Source organism: Tunturiibacter lichenicola (genome assembly GCF_051013355.1).
Classification (GTDB): Bacteria; Acidobacteriota; Terriglobia; order Terriglobales; family Acidobacteriaceae; genus Edaphobacter; species Edaphobacter lichenicola_F.
Genome location: NZ_CP132944.1, coordinates 4,326,619 through 4,351,759, shown reverse-complemented (window position 1 = coordinate 4,351,759; position 25,141 = coordinate 4,326,619). Strand labels below are relative to the sequence as shown.

The window sequence follows — 25,141 nt, the reverse complement described above, 5'->3', positions numbered from 1 at the left end:
ATTTGTATTCAAGTATTGCTTCTAAAAGTGGAACCCAAGCTCCGCCGTCAAAGCACGCGGTGTTACATAGTGCGTACCGCTGAACGTCGAAAGGAAGTTATACAAAGCGTACTTGTTGGTGATGTTTACGCCAGTCAGACGAAGACTCCACTTGTTCTTATCGCCGTTGAAGAGATTGTCCTGGCCAATCGAAGCATCAAACAAGCTCCGCTCCGCGATACGTGGTGGATGCTTATCATCATTTTCCGTACCTGGCGCAGGAATCGATACCAGTTTGGAAGTCAGCTCTGAAGCCAGGCACTGAGGCTGACCATTGGTCACAATGCCCTGGGTCGGAGTCGCCGCAACACCGTTACAGGTAAGACCAGCCTGAAACTGCTGATCCGGCGTCAAGCCACTGAGATCGATTCCCGGTTGACCGTTGATCGTGATCGAAGGCCCACCATTCGCAGGATTGCACAAACTGTTCGGATCCGTAACGTTGTAGCAAGGCACCGAGCCAGCCGTCAGACCGCTGTCAAATCGCCAGTTGAATCCGACCCACGGAGTATGTTTTCCAGGGATCTGATACTGAAGGTGCGTCGTCTGGTTGAAGCGTTCATCGTGGTCGATGCGGAAGGGGAATCCGCCGTTTCCAACAGTCGCGCCGGCACCGGCAACCTGCGGCGGGAAGAACCGCGCAGCCACTGAAGACATAACGACGAAGGCCGAAAGGTTGTGAAAGTTCGGGACATCCGCACGAAGTGCAAAGCCAGGAATCTTCGAGTTATGCCAGTCGATCGGAAACGTGATCGGCGTATTACCGAGCACGCTGAAGTCGAAGGCGTTGTGGGTGTACTTCCAGATGTAATCACCGCTGATGACTAGATTCTTACCGAAGGCCTGCTGTATTCCAGCATGAAATTCGTTACGGAACCCAGGCTGAAGATTTCCCGACACGCCAGACGTACAGAGCAGCAATGGAGAAAGCACTTCATTCCCGCATCCCTGGCTTGAAAGCACAAGATTTTCGTTGAAGGGTGACTCTAGTGTTCGCGCGTAAGAGACGCGCAAAACGGTATTGGTCGGCTTAATACTGTAAGCAACACCCACACGAGGTTCTGCCTGACGTGCAATCGTCAAACCGTTATAAAGATCGCCGCGAATACCGACATTGAAGAGCCAGTTGCCGGCCTTGATCTGGTCCTGAACGTACAGAGCCAACTCCTTCACATCGGTACGGCCAATAAAGTTGAACTGGCCGCCTCCGCGAGTCAGATCGTACGGCAGCAGCACAGGATTGAAAGCGAGGGTTTGAGATCTCAGCGCCCCAGCGAGTACGCCGTCGTTCGGAAAGAAACCCGCTGCCAGGCACTGCGATGGATCACTGAATCCATTCACCGGATTCGCCGCAGCATCGGTACAAGGCGAGTTGAAAGTATTGGATACGAGGCCCAGAGTGTCGCTCTCACGCAGGAAGGTCTGCGAGTAGTTAGCGCCAATCTTGATGTTGTTGATTCCCTTCGCATACGAAAGATCGGTGTGCACACCTGCATTCGTCAGCGAACGAGTCTGAGAGATGGTCTGGTTCTGCAGATTTGGCGGTCCCAGATCGGCCAGAGGATTCCCGCTCGGATAGTAGTCATACTGATCCTTGCGGATATATGGACCAAAGTTGAAGACTGAATTTGCTCCAATCGTGCGCGTGTACGTCGGTGAGATATCAAACGTGCCGATCTTCGAACGCTGATCGGTATTGCCAACGTTCCCAAAGATTGGGTTCGCTCCATCGCCGCCACTGACCACGTTCTGAACATTTAAATTATCGAAGGCGTTCGGCGTTTGAAACCACGACCGGCTGTAGTTCAGATTCAGATGAATCGAGTCGACAGCAGTCAGCTGGCGGTCGATGCGATCGAAGACGTTAACCTCATTGCCTTTGTCGTGAAACACAGTGAACTCCGGTGGATCGAGAAAGCGCCCAGTGTTCAAACCATCGACTTCGATGAAATTTCCCCAGTTCTTCCCGCCATAGCTAAGATCAATCGCGCCAGTCGCTGAACCGAACGTGCCGTACGAAGTCGAAATGCTGCCTGTTGGCTTCGTGACTCCTTGACCCGACCGTGTCGTCACCTGGATCACAAGGCTAGTCTTGCCACCAAACTCCGCCGGCGGAGCGCCCGAGATCACCTCAATCGACTGGATCGAGTTCGAGGGAATCTGGTTCGAGAAAACTTTGCTCTGCTGATCTGTAATCGGCTGGCCGTCAATCGAAAAGGAGTTCGACGCATGATCGCCAAGCCCATGAAACAACCCATTCGAGTCCGCAGCAACTCCAGGCGACGACAACGTCACCAGAGAACTGAGAGAAGAAGACTGGCTCTCCAGCGGAAGCTTATTGAAAAGTCCACGATCGATGTCCGTGTGAAAGGTCGAATCATCCTCCACAAGATCATTGCCCGTAACGTCGATCACCGTCGAAGCCGCACCCACATTCAAGCTGGCTTTAATGGTTACCGGCACCGAAGAACGCACCACAACATCCTGAACGCTTTTGGAAAACCCCTTCGCCACCACGCTAACGTGATACGGATTGAGCGGCAGGTTGGTAAATTGAAACTTCCCCGCGCTATCGGACGTTGTAATCCTGCTGTAACCACTAACTGGATTCTCGGCAGTCACAGTCGCTTCCGGAATGATGGCGCCAGTTGAATCCGTTACAGTACCGTAGATCGTGCCCGCGTTTCCGGCCGACTGCGCCCACACACCTGAACTGCCAAGTGCAAACAAAATAACAAATGCTGCGAAGATGACCCGTCGTATTGACGTGTGCATACACTACCCCCTTGATTAGACCTGTTTTTTTGACTTTCGTTCTAGGCGAGAACTGTGTCAGCAGGCGGTGGTCGGGTGAAGAGTGCAAACGTGGAGAAGGTCTTGTTCCGCATAGGCGAAACAAACGCTTCAACATCTGTTACGACGGCCGTGACAAAGAGTGTCACAGGCGGCTCGACCACCTGCACTGTTACATGTGCGGTGGCGCAGAGTGAGCAGTCTGCATGCGAGATATCCCCAACTGGGTGGGCGTGTACTACCTGGATCGTCCCGGTCGCAACAACCAGAAACACACAAAGCAGAGCGAGGAGAAGCCTCCACGAACTTTGCATACTCGGTCTTGGCCATGGGCTCAGCACGATGAATCTAATATATCCCAAGACGTTACATGCATGTGACCGCGAGGCCGTCAAGACTGTGCGTTTCGCACGCCTCGCAGCATCATCAATCAACAGAAAAAACACTGAAAATGCGCAGCTTACACGCCACCTGCTATCAAGAATTAATTCTTATTATTTATTTTCCTACACCAGCTGAACTTCAATCTTCTTTGCCTCGCGATCGAGCAACGCAATCCGGAAGCGTCGAATCTGCCCCACACGAACCGGCTCAGCCTTTGCCTCACTCGCAGCGGGTCCATTCTTCCAACGAGCCGCCAGCATTGAGCTGAAGGATGACAAATCGACAGCCGATGCCTTCGCTTCCTCCGGCGCCGCAGCCTCCACCACCAGGCGCCCCCGCGCGCGAATCCCCTCGCCCAGCTCCACCGTCCCATGCTCCTCCGAGATGTCGATCAAGCGTCCCGAAACCACATCCCCTTGCGCATGCTCGGCGATATAGTCGTCCAGACCCGTCGGCACCAACTGTTTCATACTCAGCTTCAGCTGCCGCTTCTCCTTATCGAACTCGAGCACCTTCGCCTTCACCACCTGGCCCACGCGTAACACATCCTGCGGCCGCTCAATCCGTTTCTCAGCGCTGATCTCACTCACGTGGATCATCCCTTCAACGCCCTCTGCCAGCTGCACGAACGCGCCAAACTTCGTAAAGCTCACAACCGGCCCCTCCACCTGCGAACCCGCCGTAAATCTCTCCGCCGCCTCGATCCACGGATCGCCCAGCGTCTGCTTCAGCCCTAGCGACATCCTGCGTTCCTCAACATTCACGCCAAGAATCATCACCTCGACGACATCCCCGCGCTTCACCATATCGCCGGGCTTCCTAACCTTCTTCGCCCACGACATCTCCGAGATATGCACCATCCCTTCGATCCCCGGCTCCAGTTCAACGAACGCACCAAAGTCGGTCACCCGAGTCACCGTGCCACGCACGCGCTCCCCGGTCACATACTTCCCTGCCACTGCATCCCACGGATGCGGCAGAAGCTGCTTCATCCCCAGCGAAATACGCTTCCCCGCCGCCTCAACCTTCAACACCTTCGCTTCAATCTGCTGTCCCACCGTCAACACATCCGCTGGCTTCTCCACGCGGCTCCACGCAATATCGCTGATATGCAACAACCCATCCACGCCACCGATATCGACAAACGCGCCGTAATCAGTCAGACTACGCACCGTACCAGAGATCACATCGCCCTCTTGAGTCTCCGCATAGCGACGCTCCTTCGTAGAGCGGTCTTCCTCCTCCGCAACCGCGCGCCGGTCAACGACGACATCCTCCTCCGCCGCATCCAGCTTGATAATCCGGCAGCGAATCTCCTGCCCAACCAGCTTCTCCATCTCAGCCGCGTCACGCGCTCCACTCCGCGAACCCGGCATAAACGCACGCACCCCAACATCCACCGTCAGGCCGCCCTTCACCACACCCGTGACCGTTCCAACGATCACAGCCTTATCCTCGAACGCCTTCTCCAGCGCGCTCCAGTCCTTCGGCTGCTCCACCCGCAGGCGCGAAAGCTCGTAGTATCCCTCTTCGTTGCGCCCCTTCACCGACACCAGCAACTTAGTGCCAGTCTCCACAGCCTCACCAGCCGCTTGAAACGGCGCAAGCGGTAACACACCCTCAGTCTTATACCCAATATCGACGATCACCGAATCAGCAGTAACCGACACAACAGTCCCCGATATCTGCTTGCCGCCCTCACCGGATCGACGCGAATGAGTCTGTTCATACTGCGAAAGGATCGTGTCGAAAGATTCGGTAGACTCAGCGGATTCAAGAGAAGATTCGTGATCGGGATTGCCAGGGTTGGACATGAAAAGCGGAGGCCTCATTCGTACTGATTTTGGCTAGAATATCACCGCATCGCAGTGCTTCGCCTCTCGCCGCCATGCGCTCCAACGGTTCCATAGCAATTACTTCATTCAAACGCTCGCACTTACCTTAGACTTCAGTTCTCATGATCCTGCGTATCCTGGCTCTCGCAACAGCGACATTCTTCGCAGCCCCGCTCGCACCATCCGCCAATCCAGTCAGTCAAGACTCGATCGCCATCACCCCTGCAGCCTTGCAGAACGGATCGCCCTTCCTCCTCACCGTTGTGCTGCACAACAAAGCATCTGTAGTCACAGGCACATGGCAAAGTCACCCGATCCTATTTTTTCCAAACACCGATCATCAAACTTGGTCTTCGCTCGCAGGAGTCGACATAGAGACAACCCCAGGTCACTACCCCCTCGCAATCGAGATCGATCCCACCGAATCAACGCACCGAACGCTTCAACAAGACCTCGAGATAACAGAAGCTCCCTACGAAAAAGTGCCTCTCACCGTGCCGGACAAGTTTGTCGAACCAAACGCCGCAGCTCTAAAGATCATTGCCGCTGACAAGATCGTAAAAGACAAAGCCTTTGCCCAATCGTCCTCGAAGCCAGGGTGGACCTCCAACTTCCTTCCACCACTCCGCGTCGCTCCCATGACGGACTCCTTCGGCAGCCAACGCATCTTCAACGGAAAGCTAGCCAGCGTACATCGCGGCCTCGACTATCACGCAAAGACGGGCACCCCGGTCTCCGCAATCAACTCAGGACGAGTCGTCCTTGCGAAGCCGCTCTACTTTGAAGGAGGTTGCGTCGTCATCGACCACGGCCTCGGCCTGATGAGCGTCTACATGCATCTCTCGAAGATTGAAGTGAGGGTCGGCACAAAGGTTCACCGTGGCCAACTCATCGCATTGAGCGGCGCCAGCGGTCGTGCCACCGGCCCTCACCTTCACCTGGGAGTACGCTGGCAAGGCAGCTACCTAGACCCCGCCAAACTATTCCAAATCCAACTAACCCAACCTCCGCTAAGCAGCCCGCGCCCCTGATAACACCGAAAAAAGCTCCCAAGAATCGGGTGGCCCCGAGGATAGGGTGGCCTCAATAATAGGGTGGCCTCAAGGATAGGGTGGCCCATCCTTTGCAGTCTTACCGCAAAGGGTGGGTTATTCGCGCGAAAGCGCGAACCGCTTTCTTCAACCCAGCCGAATCCACCCCAAGTCGGCCGAGTCTCCTACGTTCTGCCGCCATCTGCTCCGAAGTCCTCGGCTCTTGACTCGCGAAAAACCGGCGCTTCCTCGCTGTCAAGCCCATAAAGCTATCAACCCCAGTATCAACAGCAACATAGCCGTGGCGTATGAGTTATAGGTAGCTCACTATAATAGAACTATGCAGATTAAACGTTGCGGCTCACAACCCTCTGTCAAAGGCTCCGCCGATTGGTTCACGGGCACGGTGCGGATCGATCCGCTCTTTCAGGCTCCAGATCCGGCGCTCGTCCAGGGTGCCAGCGTCACCTTCGAACCAGGCGCCCGTACCGCATGGCACACACACCCGCTCGGGCAGACTTTGATCGTCACCGCCGGCTTGGGCTGGGCGCAACGAGAAGGCGAACCAGTTGAGGAGATCCGCCCCGGAGATGTCGTTTGGTTCTCACCCGGCGAAAAGCATTGGCATGGGGCAACACCAACCACTGCCATGACTCACATCGCCGTTCAGGAAAAACTCGATGGCAAAGTCGTTGACTGGATGGAGCAGGTTACGGACGCTCAATATCACGCATAACGTTAGAGCAGAATGCGGTATATAGCTTTGTTTTCCTTTTTGTTGTCATTCCGCAGCAAAGCGGAGGAATCTGCTGTATGGCGTACCAATACACCATCAGGAACATCGCTTCAAGTAAAGCCGCACCGCAACCTCTTTGTTAAGACGTATTTGCCTGCAAGATATTTAGAATGACGATTTTAGAAGGAGCCACTTCAGTAAGTTATTGCAAATGGATGAGTTAACATAGATACCCCCGGGGCCACCCCCTGTTCCTGACGCATCACTCAAGGAGTCGGCTCAATCGGAGTCTTCGTCTCCTCCAGATCGGTACCGAGCAGCCACCGCAAGGGTTTCTGTATCGCCCGAAGCAGCGCACGCGCAGCTAAAACCGCGGCTCCCAGACAAATCACCGCGATCGAAGCTGCGATAAACGGGTGGTGGGTCGCAAACCATGTAAGACCGATCGCTGCCGCATCCTCGGTAGTACTCAGCGCAATATTAGAAATAGGCTCCGGACTCGGTGTTACCGCCGCACGCAGAGCGGTCTTTGATCCATGCGCGGCCAACGCGACACTCGCGCCAATCGCCGTCGCCAGCACCTGCATCTGCGGCGACAACTGCGAACTGGCGTGATACGCAACCAAAGCAGCAACAGGAATACGTACCACCGTGTGGAGCGCGTTCCAGATCACGTCGAAGCCGGGAATCTTATCGGCTACGAACTCGATCGCGAACATGATCCCGCACACCACCAGAACCCAGGTGTGGCCAAGCGAGTCTAGGCCGGGAGGCAGCGCTACCCACTGTGTCCGCGCAAGCAGCCCAAGCGTCAGTACGGTGGCATAGATATTCAGGCCTGCGGCAAAGCTGGCAGCAACAACAAGTGCCGTGATGTTTGCCGGACTGAAGCTCATTTGGCTGAAAGTGTACAGCCTTTCAAAAAGGACTGGGCACTTTATTAATCACGGTGCCTGTCAGCTACGGACAGCGCGCTTGATCTGAGCGTACTGCAGAAGGATAAAGCTGTCCGTCATGCCCGCAATGTAGTCGGCAACGACCCGAGCGAGCCCTTCCTTCTCTACCTCATCGAAGTGGCCAACCGGCAGCTCCTCCGGATCATTGATCCAGTAGTCGAAGAGAGCCGTTACGACCTCTTCCGCCTTATCGTGCTCGTGCTCAAGGGCCGGGCAGGTGTAAAGCGTGTCGTACAAATACCGCTTCTCCTGCAGACGCTCCGCTTCCACCTCCGGGGAAAAGAGCGCCAGCCGGGTGGGATACCTGCGAATATCCGCAAGCGAATCAGCCCCGATCGCCTGCGTATTGCGTGCAGTATTTTCAATCAGATCGTCAGTGAGCACGTTTTGCATCAACTGCAGCGCTTCATTGAAGAGGAACTTTTCGTCGACACCAGCATGTACTCGCTCGACCATCTTGTAGCATCGCGCAACGATGTCCACATGCTCGCAGATGTGCCTAATCTCGAGCAGACCGGACTCAACTCCATCGTCGAGATCCGCAGTAAGATATGCGATCTCATCAGCCAGATCGATCAGCTGCGCCTCGAGCGGTGGTCGCTCGTCCAACAGATAGCCCGCAAGATCAGGGTGCTTCTCAACCTTGTAATCACGCGAGTGCTTGATGATGCCCTCGCGAACGCCGAGCGTAAGATTCAGCCCGCGATGTGCCGCATAGCGTTGCTCAAAGTGCTCGACGATCCGCAACGCATGAATGTTATGGTCGAATCCGCGTCCATGACGCTTCAGCGCGCGGTCCAGCGCGCGCTCTCCAGCGTGCCCGAATGGCGGATGACCGATGTCATGAACCAACGCCAGCGTCTCGGCCAGATCCTCATGCAAGCCGAGCGCAGCCGCGGCTGCGCGGGCGATCTGCGCTACCTCGATAGTGTGAGTGAGACGACTGCGGAAGTGATCGGAAGCCCGGCTCGTGAACACCTGCGTCTTGCCCGCGAGACGCCGAAAGGCCCTGGCCTGCACGATACGCTCACGGTCACGCTGGAACGGAGTCCGCGACGGCCGAAAAGGCGCAGGATATACGCGAGTCAGAAGCAGATCGTCCGGGTCGGCAACGACCGCGCAGCGATGAAGATCGAATGGCATAGTCAGATTCAAGTGTAAAGGCAGACATCAGAACCGATGTCTGCCTTGAACGGGGACCGTCGCTATTTGACTGCGGTCGTAGCCTTTGCAAGCTTTACGCGAGCGTTTTCCAGCTTGTGCTGAACTTTGGCAACATCCGCAGGATCGGCATCGGCAGGAAGTGAGTGAGCATATTCGGTCATCGAACGCTCCCACTGTGCCACAGCCATCTTGAGGTTGCCGGTCTTCTCATAGACCTCACCAAGATGATCGTGAACAGTTGGATCGGTATTGATCCGCTCGTTTGCCTTACGGAGATTCTCTTCAGCCAAAGCGTACTGACCTGACTTGTAGTAGACCCATCCGAGAGAATCCAGAAATGCGCCATTCTGAGGATCGAGATCGACAGCTTTGCGGATCATAACAAGCGCTTCGGGAAGTCGGACACCACGATCAGCAAGCATATAACCGAGGTAGTTCAGGATCGTCGCATTCTGAGGATCGATAGCAAGCGCTTTACGAAACTCAGCCTCTGCAAGATCGTACTGTTTCTGCCGGTCATAGAGCGAGCCTCTCAGGAACGCGACGTAGAGCTTCTCATCCGGCTTCGTGGCCAACGCCTCAGCGCTGTTCAGCTCGGCAGTCGCCTCCTGCCAGCGCTTCAGCCGGGTATAAATCTGTGCCAGCGCAAGATGTGAGTCACGTTCATCCGGAGTGCCTTTCGTGGCGGCAAGCTGAGCGTTTGCCAGAGCCACTCCTTCGTCGGCCTTTCCCGTATCAGCAAGCTGACCGGCATACATCAACTGGATCGCGTGATCATTCGGCATCGCCTTCGCCGCTTCATCAGCAACAGCAGTGGCTTCTTTCCACTGATGAGCGTCGCGATAAGCGTCGATCTGCCCTTGATAGCTACTCTTAACGTAATCGCCACCAAGCGCAATTAGCTGCTTATAGGTAGCAACAGCCTCTGCTGTTTTGTTTTCCTCGCGGTATATGATAGCCAAACGATCGAGGAAGATCGACCGGTTGGCCTTTTCACCATCGGTGTACTTTCCATCGGAATGTGCCGAATCTGTAACCAGCTTAGTTAGAACACCAGTCGCGTCGTCGTAGCGGCCAAGCGAATCGTAGATGAGCGCTTCATTGTAGGTCAGCTCCAACGAATCGGGAGCCAATGGCTTCGCCTTATCAAGTGTCTTCAGCGCCTCGTCGTAATTTCCCTGCCGTCGCTCGATCTCGGAGATGTGGATCTGGGACTGAGCATCTTGCGGCTCCGCTGCAACGATCCCATTCAGCACCTTCAGAGCCTCATCCAGTTGCCCATCTGCAAGCAGTGCGTTAGAAAGTCCGCGCTCTGTGTCCAGGTTGTCGGGCTCCATATCAAGTGCGCGGCGGTAGGCAGCGATAGCATCCTTATTTTTCTTCAGTTGCTCGTAGCTAGCCCCAAGAGCAAACTCGACACGAGGAGAGCGATCGTCTACTGGAACTGCGTTTAGCACCTCAGCAGCGCGCTTCGCATCCCCCTGCTCGCTATAGAGACGAGCCATATTAAGCGCAACCTCTTCCGAGCTCGAGTCGATACCCTGTGCAGCTTTGAACTGTGCCTCCGCCTTAGCCGAATCATGGTTCAGGCCATACAGCTGCCCTAACAATAAATGCGTCTCCACATCGTTCGGCTTCAGTTGAGCGAGTTTCTCATACTCGGTGATTGCCAACTGAAGCATCTGGCCGGATTGCGGACTTTGCATATCGCCCAGCGAACGCAGATACACCTTCCCGAGCAAAGTATGCGCTTCAATATCGTCGGGGTTTTTGCTTACTTGGTCCTGAGCAGCGGTGACTGCCTCACGAATTCGCCCGATCTTGAAGTAGAGGTCAGCCAAACCATCCTGAAGCAACCGGGAGTTCGGATCTGCGTCCAGAGCTAGTTTGTACTGCTCAACCGCCTGGGTTGCGTAATCAGACCGGCCCGCGTTGACTGCCATGTCTTCATACAGCCGCGCTAAGCCATAGTGGTAGTAAGAGGATGCCCGATCGGGAACAACTGTCGTCGGAGTGATCGTACTTTTGGAGGCTGAAGAGGCCTGACCCAGCATCGTGTGCGCAGCAAATAGGAGTGCAGTGGCCGGCAATAGACGAAGATGGCGAAGGGAAGAGGCACGCAAAAGCAAAGTCATGATAGTTTCCTGGTGCCTACGGAATCGAAGTAGATCTTTACCACTAGACGTTGGTTAGACGGCGCCATCCGCACTTTGGATGCAGGGAGCATAGACAGGCCGGTTGCACAGCATGCCGGTGATTATATCCATCATTTCCTTAAAACCGCAGTATTATCCGTGCCGAAAGTGCCTGACGCCTGTAAAAACCATCGCCACGCCCAGCTTATCGGCGGCCTCGATCACCTCTGCATCCCGCATCGATCCTCCCGGTTGAATAACTGCAGTAGCACCTGCCCGAGCAACTGTTTCAAGGCCGTCCGCGAACGGGAAAAAAGCATCCGAGGCAGCGACTGAGCCCTCCAGTGGGAGAACTGCCTTCATTGCCCCAAATCTGGCAGCGTCGACACGACTCATCTGGCCTGCTCCAACCCCCACCGTCTGGCCGTGGCCCTGATTGAAGCGCGCATAGACGATCGCGTTTGATTTGACGTGTTTACAGACTCGCCAGGCGAAGAGTAGCGCACGCAACTCCTCCGTGGTGGGCTTGCGTTTGGAGACAACTTGAAGCTCTGACTCGGAGAGACGCAACCGGTCAGCATCCTGAACCAGCAGACCACCCGAAACCTGTTTGAGGACACGGGGCGTCTCGGCCGGCAGAATTTCAATTAGTCGCAGGTTTTTTTTGGTGGCGAAGCGTTCAAGAGCTTCCGGGGTAAAGGATGGCGCAACAATCGCCTCGACAAAAAGCTTGGCAATCTCCTCGGCTGCAGAAGCGTCCACCTCGCGATTGATGCCAATGACCCCACCAAATGCCGACACCGGATCGGCCTCGAGCGCGCGGCGATATGCTTCAACAACAGTTGCCCCCGTTGAAGCTCCACACGGATTGGTATGCTTGATGATCACAGCGGCTGGCTCATCAAACTCACTCACTAGCTCCCAGCAGGCATCCAGATCTACGATGTTGTTGTAGCTAAGTTCTTTACCTTGAAGCTGCTTTGCATTCGCTACACCTTTACCGCTCCCGTCCGTGTACAAAGCCGCCTTCTGGTGGGGATTCTCGCCATAACGTAATGCCTTGGATAACGGATCAATGACTCGAATCGTCGTCGGCAAGTTTTCTTGCGAAAAGACGGCAGCACCGCTAGGAGTTTCGATACTCTCTAACGCCGTCGCGATCCCAGCATCGTATGCAGCAGTAACGGCAAATGCCGCCTTGGCGAGCCGCCAACGTGTCGAATGACCTAAGCTACCGGAGTTTCCAGCCAATTCCTCCGCGAGCAACGAATAATCTGCGGCGGAGGTGACAATCGCGACGTCCGCGAAGTTCTTGGCTGCCGAACGAACCATAGACGGACCGCCAATATCAATATTCTCGATGACATCCGCAAATGCTACGCCGGGTCGCTGCGACGTTTTCTCAAACGCATACAGATTCACAACAACCATATCGATGGGCTCGATCTCGTGTTCTGCGACCGAAGCTACATGCTCCGCGTTATTGCGGATATGTAGGATACCGCCGTGAACCTTTGGATGGAGCGTCTTTACCCGACCATCAAGCATCTCGGGAAAACCCGTCAGGTCGCTGATATCGCGTACCGGCAGACCAGCCTCTCGCAACGCGCGCGCGGTTCCCCCGGTTGAAACCAGATCTACACCAAAGGAGCTCAGGACGCGGGCAAACTCGACTAGGCCTGTCTTATCGGTAACTGAAAGCAATGCGCGGCGGATAGGGCGAAGATCGGTCGCAGGGGCTGAAGGGTCAGTACGGTGTTCAATCATCACTTGCTTATTCTAAGCCAGTCGAGAGACACGACGTTACCTCTCTCAGAGGATGGCTGACCCGGTAAGAGAGCTGACTCGAGCTACATCATGGGCGATGCACCAGTGTTTTAGCCTATCGGCGATGTTCTCGACTGCTCTTGGGTCGGCGTAACTGGCGGTTCCGACCTGCACAGCCGTCGCACCCGCCATCATGAACTCGACGGCATCCTCGGCACGTACGATTCCTCCCATACCAACGATCGGGATAGTCACATTTTTCGAGACCTCATGCACCATCCGCACAGCTATTGGCTTGATAGCGGGCCCTGATAATCCCCCGGTGATATTGGCGATGCGTGGCCGGCGCGTCTCAACATCAATTGCTAGAGAGACGAAGGTATTGACCAGCGAGACCGCGTCGGCGCCTCCATCCGCAGCGACACGAGCCATCAAACCGATATCGGTGACGTTTGGAGAAAGTTTGACCATCAACGGCCGTTGGGCGACTGCTTTGCACCTTGCTACCAGCTCCCAAAGCTGAGGAGGATCGGTCCCGAAGACCATCCCCCCATGACTCGTGTTGGGACAACTTGCGTTGAGTTCGTACATAGCAACGCCTGGAGCGTCGTTGAGTGCGCGAATAACTTCAAGACAGTCGTCGATGGTGAAGCCAAAGACATTTGCGATAACAACTGCGCCCGGAGTTCTCCGTAGCTTGGGGAGCTTCTCCGCGATGAATGCCCCGACGCCCATATTCTGCAGGCCAATGGCGTTCATCATGCCTGCAGAGGTCTCAATAATCCGTGGAGCCGGATTGCCTGCCATCGGCTCGCGGGAGAGCCCTTTGGTGACGAAACCGCCTATGCGTCCCAGAGAGACAATATCCTCAAATTCAAGCCCATAACCGAAGGTTCCGCTCGCCGCAATTACCGGCGAGGCGAACTCAACTCCTGCTACGATCACCCGCATATCCGGGCCTTTGCTCCGCGCAGTGGCGTTCACTGTCCTGATCCCATTTTCATACTTTATATAAGTGTAGCGGTTCGCAATTGGCCACGTTCATTGTTGACTTATGTAATTGCTCATTCAAACCGCGGCAGTTGTCACTAACAGAGTGGGTGAATAGCTCAGAAAAAATACGCGACAAGTACACCGGCGCTCCTCCTTGCGTTCAGCTGAGGGGATTGGGTGGGTTCGGACGCCCGCGTTCGGCTGGGAAGACGCTAAAATACAAGTGATGATCGATTTGGCATTTGTACGGGCCAACCTGGCCCTTGTTGAAGAAAAATTGCGCTCCAGGGGAATGGATCCTGCTGTAGCTCTTGGTGATTTTGCCAACGTCGACCAAGCACGACGCGAGGCCATAACCCAGGTAGAGACGCTCAAAGCTCAGCGGAACCGATTGACGGAAGAAATCTCCAAGCTCAGGCGCGAAGGTAAAGATGCCACCGCTCAAACCGAACAGACAAAGGCTTTGAAATCTCAGGTTGAGTCGCTTGAAACCTCGGCTGCGGTTGCCGACGACAAGCTGCGGGAGATTCTCCAGGCACTTCCCAACCTTCCGCAAGCCTCCGTACCTGTCGGTAAGGACGAGCACGGGAATCGCGAAGACAAGGTCTGGGGAGAACGACCGAACTTCTACTTTCCTGCTAAACCTCACTGGGAACTCGGTGAAGCTCTAGGCATTCTGGACTTCAATCGTGCGGCAAAGATCTCCGGCTCACGCTTTGTCGTCCACTTTGGTCAGGGTGCAAGGCTGGAACGAGCGCTTGCGAACTTCATGATTGACCTGCACACCCGCGAGCATGGTTACACCGAGGTCCTGCCGCCCTTCATGGTCAATTCGAAGTCGCTTTTCGGCACCGGCCAGTTGCCCAAGTTCGCAGAGGACCTCTTTCATTGTGATGACAATGGAAACTACCAACCTGGCGCCTATCAGGAGAGCGACCACTGGCTCATCCCGACAGCCGAGGTGCCCGTTACCAACCTATTTCGCGATGAAACGCTCGACGAGTCGCAGCTTCCAACCTCCTTTTGCGCATACACCCCTTGCTTCCGCTCCGAGGCCGGCTCTTACGGCAAAGACGTGCGCGGAATGATTCGCCAGCACCAGTTTCAGAAGGTTGAGTTGGTGAAGTTCGTTCGACCGGAGGACTCCGAAGCCGAACACGAGCAGCTGACCCGCAATGCCGAAACAGTGCTGGAACGGCTCGGACTTCCCTATCGGCGTATGCTTCTCTGCACTGGTGATATGGGCTTTGCTGCTGCGAAGACGTACGATCTGGAGGTTTGGCTTCCCGGTCAAGAGCTTTATCGTGAGATCTCCTCCTGCTCGAACTTTGAGGCGTTCCAGGCACGTAGGGCGAACATCCGCTATCGACCTGCAGGAGCAAAGAAGAGCGAGTTTTTGCATACTCTTAACGGCAGCGGGCTCGCGGTAGGCCGTACGTATCTCGCGATTCTGGAGAACTACCAGCAGGCCGACGGCACAATCAAAGTTCCAGACGTCCTGATGCCCTATATGAACGGTGAGACCGTCATTGGCAGGCAGCAAGGCCGGAGTTAAAACATGTTCAAACTAATCCGCAATTACATTTTTTGGGCCTACGAGCGAGGCAGCTTCCACTACGACGTCATGGTGACGGCCATCCTCATTTTCATGTTTGTCTCGCCCCATTTCATCGATTTCAAGGACAAACCGGTCGAAACAGTGGCACTTCACGCCAGCGAGGTTCTTGTACGAGAGGCGGGGACATCTGGTGGAAGCAGCCGCTTCATCTACCAGGTGCGCGCCGATGACATGAATGGCGCAAACACGGACGCTGAGCGCCGCGCCGCCATTCTTCGTGTCATCGAGCCAATCTCCGGTGAAGTCTCTCTGGAGCGTTACGAGCCTGTCCGCGACGTGCAGGGCAGGATCATCGCGTACAACGCCTGGGTATTACGTTAGCCTTGGTTTGCGCGTGCACCATCGAATCATCGGGAGTGTTTAACTTATGAGCAGCATCCGTCGCATAACAGCGTTATTTCTGGCCTGCACCGCCTTGTTAGGCCTTTCGTTCGCCTCGGCGGCAGCGCAGCCTAAGGCCGGCCATTTGGACGAAGTCCTTCGCAAGATGGACGCGGCGAGCCTTAGGTTTCAGGCTGCTGAGGCGACCTTTCAGTGGGATCTCTACGAGAAGGTTGTGAAGCAGACCACGTCGCAGAACGGCACGATTTACTTCAAGAAAGACGGGGCGAAGACGGTGATGGGCGCGAGAATTATCTCACCTACCACGAGGATTCTTGAGTATCGCGATGGAGTGCTGCGGCTTTACGATCCGGGGACTGATCATCTAACAGTTGTCACTTCGAAGGGAAACCAGGCGCAGATGGAGAGTTTTCTGACACTTGGCTTCGGCGGGAGCGGCAAGGATCTGGCTAAAGCCTGGAATATCTCGGACTTAGGCGAAGAGACGATCAACGGTACAGAGACTGTCAAGCTGGATTTGGTGCCGAAGGATCCGGCGATTCGAAATAACTGTACGCATATGACGATCTGGGTGGATGTGGAGCGTGGTATCTCGTTGAAACAAAGCTTCTATATGCCATCGGAAGATTACCGGACCGCGGTGTATTCGAATATCAAGTACAACCAAGGCGTCGATACGAAGCCGTATCAGATAAAGACGGACAACAAAACGACCGTGGATCAGCACTAGATTTTTTGGAAGTTCCGCGGAAAAAATCTGGCGTGGTGAACGGCCTCGGAATGCTCATTTATGGGCGTTTTTGACGGGTGTTTTGGAAAAAGCGGTGTGTTTAACGTGGTAATTCGCTGGTGAGTTGGTGGTGAATTGCGTGGTAAACATGGTGGCTTGCAGACCTCTTTAGGACGCGCGAAAAATGCGCCACTGTTTTCAACTATTTTTTTTGAACAGCCTCTTCAAGAACTCTGTCCATTTTCCCTCGAAGACTCCAAACGCAGAATTCCCCTTCGGGAATGACAAACAAAAAGCGAGAGCGGCACTGCACAACTCCGGCGTTGCTCTAGCCCGGGATTTTGGCGCGGCGGGCGAAGACGCAGCTACCCCAGACGAACAGCAGCGGAAAGAACTCCAGCGTGTAACGCGGCTCGGAGTTGTCGAGGGTCAGGAGCAGAGTGCAGCGCAGGACGACGAAGGCCGTCATTGCAGCTGCAAGTGCTCCGTGCACGCCCCACCCTGCACGCCACCATAGCCAGAGGCCGATGGCTCCCAGAGCGAAGTAGCTGAAGTTGAGTGCTGCCATCCCGTAGGCAAGGAGGGTCTGGGATCGGTATTCGTGCCAGTTCCACCAGTCGAGGCCGATCTGCATCATCTCGGTGCGCGGCCGGAAGAGCATATTGATCAGACGGGCGATGGGGAGACCGATGTAGTAGCGGATGGGGTTGGCTTGGATGCGCTGTTCGGCGATGGCCTCGAATCGATCGTCCAGTGGCCGGGTGGCATTGTCTTTCTGGTTGTAGTCGGAGAGGAGAGAGGCGGTTGCTTCGTACTGCTCGTCGGAGTTGAACGCGCGGGTGGGCAGATCGCCAAGTCGAAGGTCGGTGCTGTCGTAGTTCCAGTAGACCTGTTCGGTGGAGGCGAAGTCGATGGCCCAGGTGCGATACCAGTGCTGAAAGCCGCGGGGAATAAACTCGCCGGGGTCGGAGGCGGAGCGCGGTGCCAGCGGCTGGATGACGTGGAAGGTGCGCCAGTTCCTCGCTGTCCAAGGGACTAACGGCAGAACGACACAGATTGCGGCGACCGCGACGGGCGAGAGATTCTGGAGCAGAAGAAGCCGCTGCGGGCTCTTCCAAACCATCCAGATCATCGCCGGGACGACGACGGCGGGGAGCATTCCCTGCTCCGGCCGTAAGAGGACTGAGTAGGCCATTGTGACGGCTACTACCCATAGCCACCGGTTGAAGCCGAGGCTGGCGCTGCGCCAACGTTCGAGGCTGTAGAACGTGAGAGTGATGGTGAAGAGAGTCAGAATCTCGGTGAGAGGAGCCGCCACATAGGCCGCTGTGAACGGACATAGAGCTGAGAGCCAGAGCGCAACCAACGCGGCTCGCTGGCCGAACAATCTTCGCGCCAGAGCAGCGATCAACAGGCAGGTGAAGAGGTCGAACAGGCCCTGAACGCACATGACCGCAACGTAATGATCGACGCCAAAGACCCGAAAACACGCGGCAAGGAAGAGGGGATAACCGGGTAGACGAATCAGGGTCGGCTGGAGTCCCTTCACCGTCGTCGCGAATCCGTATATGTCGTGCTGCATCCAATTCTTAGCGATGTTGCCGTAGATGAGAGTGTCGCCGTCGATACGTGGTGCACGTGTGACATACCAAAGACGCAGGGCGAAGCCGGCGATGAGCGCCAGAGTAGCGTTGAGACCTGTCTTCACCCGTCCTTCAGTCATGTCTCTGCATAATACTGTGGCGAGTCGGACAGCCACGGATGGAAATCCAAAACAGTTCTTTAACAGTGAAGGTCTATTTACCGGATGAAGTCCTCTCCCGGTTTCGCCGGTTGGGAATAAATCCGTCGTTGCAGTGTCTTTATTAACGGTGGTTCGAAGAGAGAAGTGGGGATCGGATGAGATTAGCGGGCAAAGTCGCCCTGGTTACGGGCGGAAACAGCGGTATTGGATTAGCTACGGCAAGATTGTTTGTTGCTGAAGGAGCAAAGGTCGCAATCACGGGACGCAACCAGAAGAGACTGGATGCTGTGGCAGCGGAGCTGGGCCCGGAGGTTCTGGTTATGAATGGAGATGTATCGGACTTCGCGGCCATAGAGAAGTCGATCGCGGCAACGGCAGAGCGATTTGGGAGACTGGATGTGGTATTTGCCAATGCCGGTATTGCCCATGCGACGCCGGTCGGAGCCACGACGGTCGAGTCGTTCGAAAAGATCCTGCGAGTAAACCTGACTTCGACTTTTTTTATCGTGCAGGCTTCCCTGCCCTACCTGAACGACGGCGCTTCGATCATCTTCAACGGTTCTGTTCAGAGCGTAAACGGGAGACCGGGCTTCAGCGCATATGCAGCAAGCAAGGCCGCTGTGCGCACGATGGCGAGGGTGATGGCCGCGGAGCTCTCTCCGCGAGGAGTTCGAATCAACGTGGTGACGCCTGGAGCGATCGATACGCCTGTCTGGAATCCTCTTACCGGCAGCCCCGAGGAGAAAAATGCACTGCGCAAGCAGATGGGGAGAGCGATTCCGCTGGGACGGGTCGGCGCCTCCCTTGAGGTGGCCAATGCTGTTCTGTTTCTGGCTTCTGACGAGTCCTCCTTCGTGCAAGCCACGGAGATCGTCGTGGACGGTGGGGCGACGGGCGCGCCGATGGGAGCACCCATCTACAGGCAATAGGAGAGTTGAAGTCTAAAGAGAGTATCTTGTTCGCTTGTTGAGTCGACGCCGGCGTGGGTGGCGCCGTGCGTTGACTCAGGCCATTCGACCCCATACGATGATGACTGACCCCGCTCGCAGAGTCGCACGTATCTCTCAATGAACAGACAAGTCTTCTACGACCCACAACGCAAGCGCTGGAAGCGGCTGCGCCGAATCTTTGACGTACTCGCCCTGCTGGGGTTGGTGCTTGGTAGCGTGTTCGTCATTGGCTTGCTGCGGATGAAGCCGTTGCCGGAGCTGTTTCTGCAGGCGCAAAAGCGCAACTACCGGGCGCTGGCGAATCAGTCTACGCCTGTGGTGAAGCCGGGGCAGAAGCTGCATCGATCGGCTCACCGTAAGACTGACGTAAAGCCGGGCGACGTTCCTCTGAACTCGGGTGAAGGTTTGCGTGCGGCGTATTACGTTGAGGACGACCCGGCTAGCTACTCGTCGCTGAAACAGCACATCGCCCAGGTTGACTTGCTGTTTCCGGAGTGGCTGCACGTGGTTACGCCGGACGGAAAGCTGACCTCCTACACCCAGGACAACCGCCCCTACGATGTTGTGGATCGTAACGGCGTTCATAAAGTTGACCGTGAGGACAAGGTTGCGCGCACAGTCGTTGCCAACCACGTGAATCTGGATATCTTTCCACTGGTGAACAACTACGACCCGAACAAGGGCAGGTTCATGCCGCAGGTTGGCGACTTCCTGACGAACGATGCATCACGGGCCCACTTCGTTCAGCAGGTTCATAGCTTCCTTGCGGGAAATCCGACCTATCGTGGAATTTCACTGGACCTTGAAGAGATTCCTACGAATGCGCAACCCGGTCTGAGGGCTTTGATTGCAGCGTTGTATGAGGACTTTCATCCGCGCAATCTGCGCCTCTACGTGAACACGCCTGTTGGTGACGATGATTGGGATTTGAAGTTCATGGCGGATCACTCCGACGGTTTGCTGCTGATGAACTACGACGAACACCAGACCGATAGCGGACCGGGGCCGATCGCATCGCAAGACTGGTTCCTCGACAACCTGAAGAATGTTTTGAAGAAGGTTCCGAAGGAGAAGGTGATCTGCTCGCTGGGTAGCTATGGCTACGACTGGACGACGGCGCTGCCTCCGCCAGAGATTGCGACGAAGCGAGGTGCTCGCAAGACGGCTGCTAAGAAGCCGGATGCGCCTGAAAAGATACTCTCGTCGCATGATCTATCGACGCAGGAAGCGTGGCAGGCAGCGTCGGACTCCGACTCGCAGATTGATCTCGATGACGATTCGCTGAATGTGCATTTTTCATACGATGATGAAGATGCGCGCATTCGACATACGGTGTGGTTTTTGGATGCGGTCACGATTCAGAACCAGATGAGAGCAGCTCGTACGGTGGGGATACAGACGTACGCGCTGTGGCGGCTGGGCTCGGAAGATAATTCGCTGTGGAAGATCTGGGATCATCCGATGCAGTCGGACCCGGTGAAAGACCTGGCTGACGTTGAGCCTGGATATGATGTCGATACTGAGGGCGAGGGAGATATTCTGCGGGTCACGCGCAAGCCTCAGGTAGGCAAGCGCGTCGTCACCATGGATGATGACACTTCGATACCGGTGGAGTATCGGATGATCACGCAGGAGTCGATGGACTCCTACCCACTTTCGTACACGGTCGAGCAGTATGGCTATCAGGAGAAGAAGGTCGCGCTGAGCTTTGACGATGGGCCCGACCCCGAGTGGACGCCGAAGATTCTAGACATTCTGAAGAAGTACAACGTGAAGGGTACGTTCTTCATGATCGGCGAGGTGGCCGAAGACTACGTTGGCGTGATGCAGCGGGTGTATCGCGAAGGGCACGAGATTGGGAATCACACGTGGTCGCATCCGGACATCAGCGAAATCTCGAATCGCCAGGTGGATCTGGAGTTGAACCTGACGGAGAGGTTGTTTGCGTCGAAGCTTGGAGTGCAGCCGCTCTACTTCCGGCCGCCGTACTCGATCGATCAGGAGCCTGACACGAACGATCAGGCTGCGCCGGTGGAGAAGATTCAGGCGCTTGGTTACGTCATTATCGGCAACAAGATCGATACGAATGACTGGGATGAGCATCCGCGCAAGTCTCCGCAGGAGATTACTGACAGCGTCTTTCAACAGATTGAGGATATGAAGACGCGGCCCTGGAACAGGGGCTCGGTGATTCTGCTGCATGATGGCGGCGGCGACCGGTCGGCGACGATTGCTGCGCTGCCGGTGTTGATTGAGGCCCTGAAGGCGCGGGGTTATGAGATTGTTCCGGTGTCGGAGCTGGTGGGCAAGACACGGGCCGAGGTAATGCCCGCGCTGACGCCGCATCAACGCTGGCAGGCGCGGGCTGATTCGCTTACGTTCTTCTTCTATAGCTTCTTCCACTACTTTGTCGTGGGTGTGTTCTTCGTCGGCGATATTTTGATGAGCGCGCGGCTCATTATTATCGGGATCTTCGCGATCATTGATCGGTTCCGCAAGAGGAAGAACTATGCGACGCCGGAGTATCAGCCGGGAGTTGCCGTGCTGATTCCTGCGTACAACGAGGAGAAGGTGATCGTCCGGACGATTCGTTCGGTGATGATGTCGTCTTATAAGAACATCCGCATCATCGTGATCGATGATGGATCGTCGGATAATACGTTTGACGTGGCGAAGGCCGCGTATCCGGCGGATATTGCGTCGGGGCGACTGACGGTGATGAGTAAGCCGAATGGCGGCAAAGCGGATGCGCTGAACTACGCGCTGGAGCGGATCGATGAGGAGATTTATGTCGGCATCGATGCGGATGGCGTGATTGCGCATGATGCGATTGCGAACCTGGTGCCGCACTTTGCGAATCCGAAGATCGGCGCGGTTGCAGGAAATGCGAAGGTGGGGAATCGCGTGAATCTGTGGACGCGGTGGCAGGCGCTGGAGTACATCACGAGCCAGAACTTTGAACGGCGGGCGCTGGATCTGTTCGATGTGGTGATGGTGGTTCCGGGGGCGATTGGTGCGTGGCGGACTGCTCCGGTGAAGGCGGGTGGTGGGTATCACTCGAACACGGTGGCTGAGGATGCCGACCTGACGATGAACCTGCTGGAGCAGGGGTATTGCGTGATCTATGAGGATCGGGCGCTGGCGTTCACGGAGGCTCCGGTGAATGCGGATGGCTTGATGCGGCAGAGGTTTCGGTGGTCGTTCGGGATTCTGCAGGCGATTTTTAAACATAAGGGAGCGATCAGCAAACATCGTGCGATGGGACTGTTTGCGCTGCCGAATATTTTGATCTTCCAGATTATTTTGCCGCTGGTGTCGCCGCTGATTGACCTGATGTTTGTTGGCGGAGTGATTCACTACATCATCGATAAGCACTTTCATCCGGAGACGGCGTCGACGGACAGTTTCTATAAGCTGCTGGCGTTCTTTGCGGCGTTTCTTGCGATCGATTTTGCGGCTTCGGCGCTGGCGTTTGCGCTGGAACGGAAGCATCCGGCGAGCAAGGGCGACGGGTGGCTGCTGTTTCATATCTGGATACAGCGGTTTACGTATCGGCAGCTGTTTTCGGTTGTGCTGCTGAAGACGGTGAAGCGCGCGATTGACGGGAAGCCGTTCAATTGGGACAAGCTGGAGCGGACGGCGAAGATGTCGAAGGCCACGGAGAAGCTGACCGAAGGTGCTTAGGCGGGCGTTGCACAATCGAACATCCGTCCGGAAGCATCCAATAGAGTGTGAAGGCTCATCAGCTTGAGTCGGCAAGGCAGATGCAGGGAGAACGGAATGAATTCAGTCAAGATCGTTGAGGACTTTTGGACAGCGGTCTGGAAGTCTCGAAACCCTGACGCCATCGCAGACTTCGTCGTGGAGGATGCGATCATCACCACCGGAGGCGTAGAGATTAGGGGAAGGGACAGGTTCATCGCCTGGGCCTGGGACTTTTTATCGAAGATCAATGACTTCGGCTTTGATGTCCTCGAGACCTTTCAGAATGAAGACGGGAGCCGGGTGGCATCGCTCTGGCGTATTACGGGCAAGAACAACGGCATGATGGGAACGGTTGCCGGCCAACAGCCAATCAGCTTAACCGGAACTGCCATTTGGAGCGTTCGCGAAGACGGAAAGTTGCTACACAACCGTGTTGAACGCGCTGCCTGGGAGACATTCATCAAACTCAACAGCAACAAACGCTAATTACCGCAAGAAGGATTATCCACCTCACGAGCGACGAGAGACTGAAACCTCCGCTAGAATCGACACGTTATGGCTACTATGAACCTTACCCACTCCGCCCCGGCGTTTGCGCCGAAGACACCATTTTCCAACGAGCCGTTTGTGGACTTTACGACGGCTGAGAACAAGCGGCGCATGAAAGAGGCGCTCGTGCGGGTCGAGAGCGAACTTGGCCGTGAGTACGACATCGTCATCGGCGGCAAGCGGCTGAAGACGGCCGGGAAGATTGTTTCGACGAATCCGGCGCGGCCGGCTGAGGTAATTGGGATTCACCAGCGGGCGGGGGCGGAGCACGTCGAAGGGGCAATGCAGGCAGCGCAGGCAGCGTTTTTGAAGTGGAGCAAGGTGCCGGTCGAGGAGCGGGCTGGGCTGCTGTTTCGGGCGGCAGAGTTGATTCGTGAGCGCAGCTTCGAGTTTTGCGCGTGGCTGACGTTTGAGGTGGGTAAGAACTGGGGCGAGGCGGACGCCGATGTGGGCGAGACCATCGACTTTCTGGAGTTTTACGGGCGCGAGGCGTTGCGGCTGAACGATGCAAAGACGCCGATTCAGTTTCCCGGCGAGCGCAACCAGCTGAGGTATGTTCCGCTGGGCGTTGGAGCGGTGATTCCGCCTTGGAACTTTCCCTTTGCCATCATGGCAGGGATGACTGCGGCTTCGATCGTGACCGGGAATACGGTCATCCTGAAGCCATCGGTTGACGCACCGACGATTGCGGCGAAGTTCTTTGAGTTGCTCGAAGAGGTGGGCCTGCCCGATGGTGTTGTGAACCTGTGTCCGGGAGAAGGACCAGAGTTCGGCAGCGCTGTTGTCGCGCATCCGCAGACACGGTTTATCGCGTTTACCGGTTCAAAGGCGGTTGGACTGGAGATTCACGAGCGTGCCGCGAAGACGCAGGCTGGTCAGGTCTTTATCAAGCGGACGATTCTTGAGATGGGCGGCAAGGATTCGATCATCGTTGAAGCGGATAGCGATGTGGATGCTGCGGTGGATGGAGTTGTGGCGAGCGCGTTCGGCTTCAATGGGCAGAAGTGCTCGGCTTGCTCGCGAGCGATCGTGGCGGCTGACATCTACGATGTGTTCTGCGACAAGCTGCGGGAGAAGGTCTCGAAGATCAAGACCGGTGACCCGGCTGAGAATGTCTACACCGGACCTGTGATCAGCGAGAAGGCCTATCGGAAGACGCTCGACTACATCGAGATCGGCAAGAAAGAGGGCACGGTGTTGAATGGCGGCCATGCGATTGAGAACGCGGCAGGTGGGTACTATATCGCCCCTACCGTGATCGCTGACGTTGCTCCGACGGCGCGGATTGCTCTTGAAGAGATCTTTGGGCCGGTGCTGGCGGTGATAAAGTCAAAGAGCTTTGACGATGCGCTGGCAATTGCGAACAATACCGAATACGGTCTGACCGGGGCGCTTTACTCCAGCTCGCGAGACAAGCTGGATCGGGCTCGCGAGGAGTTCCAGGTTGGCAATCTGTACTTCAACCGTAAGTGCACCGGCGCGATGGTTGGGGCGCATCCCTTTGGGGGCTTCAATATGAGTGGGACCGACTCGAAGGCTGGCGGACCGGACTATCTGCTGCTGTTTACGCAGGCTAAGAGCATCGCGGAGAAGGTCGGACACGCGAGTCCTGCGGCGGAGAAGCAGTCTGAGCAGATGGGCATGTAAAGACGGGGGCCTCGGCCTGTAAG

Annotated in this window: 18 protein-coding genes; 9 read left to right on the top strand and 9 right to left on the bottom strand. The window is 55.9% G+C overall.

What is annotated here, in order from left to right; translation table 11 throughout:
- Window positions 1–21: 21 nt before the first annotated feature.
- From RBB82_RS18170 to RBB82_RS18160, 3 genes are all read right to left on the bottom strand, one after another.
- Entirely contained in the window at window positions 22–2,814 is a 2,793-nt protein-coding gene (locus RBB82_RS18170; protein ID WP_433972154.1) for a carboxypeptidase regulatory-like domain-containing protein, read from the bottom strand.
- A 41-nt stretch (window positions 2,815–2,855) separates the two neighbouring features.
- Window positions 2,856–3,146, bottom strand: coding sequence for a hypothetical protein (locus tag RBB82_RS18165; protein ID WP_433972153.1), 291 nt, complete (start codon window positions 3,144–3,146; stop codon window positions 2,856–2,858).
- Window positions 3,147–3,338: 192 nt separating this feature from the next.
- Entirely contained in the window at window positions 3,339–5,030 is a 1,692-nt protein-coding gene (locus RBB82_RS18160) for a 30S ribosomal protein S1 (protein ID WP_433972152.1), read from the bottom strand.
- Window positions 5,031–5,173: 143 nt separating this feature from the next.
- Between RBB82_RS18160 and RBB82_RS18155 the strand changes: the two genes are divergently transcribed.
- Together RBB82_RS18155 and RBB82_RS18150 are read left to right on the top strand one after the other, a co-directional pair.
- Window positions 5,174–6,082, top strand: a complete 909-nt coding sequence (locus RBB82_RS18155) for a M23 family metallopeptidase (protein ID WP_433972151.1) — start codon at window positions 5,174–5,176, stop codon at window positions 6,080–6,082.
- Between the two features lie 340 nt (window positions 6,083–6,422).
- Entirely contained in the window at window positions 6,423–6,818 is a 396-nt protein-coding gene (locus tag RBB82_RS18150) for a (R)-mandelonitrile lyase (protein WP_433972150.1), read from the top strand.
- 266 nt (window positions 6,819–7,084) lie between these two features.
- On the opposite strand, the gene RBB82_RS18145 is transcribed toward RBB82_RS18150, so the two are convergent.
- The 5 genes from RBB82_RS18145 to RBB82_RS18125 all read right to left on the bottom strand — a co-directional run bounded on the left by RBB82_RS18145 (window position 7,085) and on the right by RBB82_RS18125 (window position 13,791).
- Complete coding sequence (locus tag RBB82_RS18145; RefSeq protein WP_433972149.1) at window positions 7,085–7,714, bottom strand: DUF4126 domain-containing protein; 630 nt, start codon at window positions 7,712–7,714, stop codon at window positions 7,085–7,087.
- 60 nt (window positions 7,715–7,774) lie between these two features.
- Window positions 7,775–8,917: a dGTP triphosphohydrolase gene (dgt, locus tag RBB82_RS18140; RefSeq protein WP_433972148.1), complete on the bottom strand. Its 1,143-nt coding sequence runs from the start codon at window positions 8,915–8,917 to the stop codon at window positions 7,775–7,777.
- Between the two features lie 62 nt (window positions 8,918–8,979).
- Window positions 8,980–11,073 (bottom strand): tetratricopeptide repeat protein, encoded by a 2,094-nt coding sequence (locus RBB82_RS18135; protein WP_433972147.1) that lies wholly within the window; start codon window positions 11,071–11,073, stop codon window positions 8,980–8,982.
- Between the two features lie 153 nt (window positions 11,074–11,226).
- Window positions 11,227–12,840, bottom strand: a complete 1,614-nt coding sequence (gene purH, locus RBB82_RS18130) for a bifunctional phosphoribosylaminoimidazolecarboxamide formyltransferase/IMP cyclohydrolase (RefSeq protein WP_433972146.1) — start codon at window positions 12,838–12,840, stop codon at window positions 11,227–11,229.
- A gap of 45 nt (window positions 12,841–12,885) precedes the next feature.
- The gene (locus RBB82_RS18125; RefSeq protein ID WP_433975408.1) at window positions 12,886–13,791 is read right to left on the bottom strand and encodes a dihydroorotate dehydrogenase; all 906 of its coding nucleotides are present in this window, start codon (window positions 13,789–13,791) and stop codon (window positions 12,886–12,888) included.
- A 268-nt stretch (window positions 13,792–14,059) separates the two neighbouring features.
- On the opposite strand from RBB82_RS18125, the gene serS reads away from it, so the two are divergent.
- The 3 genes from serS to RBB82_RS18110 are packed head-to-tail and all read left to right on the top strand — an operon-like array spanning window position 14,060 to window position 16,523.
- Window positions 14,060–15,388 (top strand): serine--tRNA ligase, encoded by a 1,329-nt coding sequence (gene serS, locus RBB82_RS18120; RefSeq protein ID WP_433972145.1) that lies wholly within the window; start codon window positions 14,060–14,062, stop codon window positions 15,386–15,388.
- Window positions 15,389–15,391: 3 nt separating this feature from the next.
- Window positions 15,392–15,772 (top strand): hypothetical protein, encoded by a 381-nt coding sequence (locus RBB82_RS18115; protein WP_433972144.1) that lies wholly within the window; start codon window positions 15,392–15,394, stop codon window positions 15,770–15,772.
- A gap of 46 nt (window positions 15,773–15,818) precedes the next feature.
- Window positions 15,819–16,523, top strand: a complete 705-nt coding sequence (locus RBB82_RS18110) for a LolA family protein (RefSeq protein WP_433972143.1) — start codon at window positions 15,819–15,821, stop codon at window positions 16,521–16,523.
- A gap of 328 nt (window positions 16,524–16,851) precedes the next feature.
- On the opposite strand, the gene RBB82_RS18105 is transcribed toward RBB82_RS18110, so the two are convergent.
- The gene (locus tag RBB82_RS18105; RefSeq protein WP_433972142.1) at window positions 16,852–18,246 is read right to left on the bottom strand and encodes an ArnT family glycosyltransferase; all 1,395 of its coding nucleotides are present in this window, start codon (window positions 18,244–18,246) and stop codon (window positions 16,852–16,854) included.
- A gap of 176 nt (window positions 18,247–18,422) precedes the next feature.
- Here RBB82_RS18105 and RBB82_RS18100 point away from each other — a divergent pair, with 176 nt between their 5' ends.
- The 4 genes from RBB82_RS18100 (at window position 18,423) to pruA (ending at window position 25,118) form a co-directional block, all read left to right on the top strand.
- The gene (locus RBB82_RS18100; RefSeq protein WP_433972141.1) at window positions 18,423–19,196 is read left to right on the top strand and encodes a glucose 1-dehydrogenase; all 774 of its coding nucleotides are present in this window, start codon (window positions 18,423–18,425) and stop codon (window positions 19,194–19,196) included.
- A 138-nt stretch (window positions 19,197–19,334) separates the two neighbouring features.
- Window positions 19,335–22,901, top strand: a complete 3,567-nt coding sequence (locus tag RBB82_RS18095) for a polysaccharide deacetylase family protein (protein WP_433972140.1) — start codon at window positions 19,335–19,337, stop codon at window positions 22,899–22,901.
- A 96-nt stretch (window positions 22,902–22,997) separates the two neighbouring features.
- A complete protein-coding gene (locus RBB82_RS18090; protein WP_433972139.1) occupies window positions 22,998–23,408 on the top strand; it encodes a nuclear transport factor 2 family protein in 411 nt (136 codons plus the stop codon).
- A gap of 69 nt (window positions 23,409–23,477) precedes the next feature.
- A complete protein-coding gene (gene pruA / locus RBB82_RS18085) occupies window positions 23,478–25,118 on the top strand; it encodes an L-glutamate gamma-semialdehyde dehydrogenase (protein WP_433972138.1) in 1,641 nt (546 codons plus the stop codon).
- Window positions 25,119–25,141 lie beyond the last annotated feature (23 nt).

Bases quoted from the DNA above. Each gene is read 5' to 3' on its own strand.
- RBB82_RS18135 (WP_433972147.1), bottom strand. From the start codon at position 11,073: ATGACTTTGCTTTTGCGTGCCTCTTCCCTTCGCCATCTTCGTCTATTG.
- RBB82_RS18150 (WP_433972150.1), top strand. From the start codon at position 6,423: ATGCAGATTAAACGTTGCGGCTCACAACCCTCTGTCAAAGGCTCCGCC.
- RBB82_RS18125 (WP_433975408.1), bottom strand. From the start codon at position 13,791: ATGCGGGTGATCGTAGCAGGAGTTGAGTTCGCCTCGCCGGTAATTGCG.
- RBB82_RS18095 (WP_433972140.1), top strand. From the start codon at position 19,335: ATGAACAGACAAGTCTTCTACGACCCACAACGCAAGCGCTGGAAGCGG.
- RBB82_RS18090 (WP_433972139.1), top strand. From the start codon at position 22,998: ATGAATTCAGTCAAGATCGTTGAGGACTTTTGGACAGCGGTCTGGAAG.
- RBB82_RS18115 (WP_433972144.1), top strand. From the start codon at position 15,392: ATGTTCAAACTAATCCGCAATTACATTTTTTGGGCCTACGAGCGAGGC.
- RBB82_RS18165 (WP_433972153.1), bottom strand. From the start codon at position 3,146: ATGCAAAGTTCGTGGAGGCTTCTCCTCGCTCTGCTTTGTGTGTTTCTG.
- serS (WP_433972145.1), top strand. From the start codon at position 14,060: ATGATCGATTTGGCATTTGTACGGGCCAACCTGGCCCTTGTTGAAGAA.
- purH (WP_433972146.1), bottom strand. From the start codon at position 12,840: ATGATTGAACACCGTACTGACCCTTCAGCCCCTGCGACCGATCTTCGC.
- RBB82_RS18105 (WP_433972142.1), bottom strand. From the start codon at position 18,246: ATGACTGAAGGACGGGTGAAGACAGGTCTCAACGCTACTCTGGCGCTC.
- pruA (WP_433972138.1), top strand. From the start codon at position 23,478: ATGGCTACTATGAACCTTACCCACTCCGCCCCGGCGTTTGCGCCGAAG.
- RBB82_RS18100 (WP_433972141.1), top strand. From the start codon at position 18,423: ATGAGATTAGCGGGCAAAGTCGCCCTGGTTACGGGCGGAAACAGCGGT.
- RBB82_RS18170 (WP_433972154.1), bottom strand. From the start codon at position 2,814: ATGCACACGTCAATACGACGGGTCATCTTCGCAGCATTTGTTATTTTG.
- dgt (WP_433972148.1), bottom strand. From the start codon at position 8,917: ATGCCATTCGATCTTCATCGCTGCGCGGTCGTTGCCGACCCGGACGAT.
- RBB82_RS18160 (WP_433972152.1), bottom strand. From the start codon at position 5,030: ATGTCCAACCCTGGCAATCCCGATCACGAATCTTCTCTTGAATCCGCT.
- RBB82_RS18110 (WP_433972143.1), top strand. From the start codon at position 15,819: ATGAGCAGCATCCGTCGCATAACAGCGTTATTTCTGGCCTGCACCGCC.
- RBB82_RS18155 (WP_433972151.1), top strand. From the start codon at position 5,174: ATGATCCTGCGTATCCTGGCTCTCGCAACAGCGACATTCTTCGCAGCC.
- RBB82_RS18145 (WP_433972149.1), bottom strand. From the start codon at position 7,714: ATGAGCTTCAGTCCGGCAAACATCACGGCACTTGTTGTTGCTGCCAGC.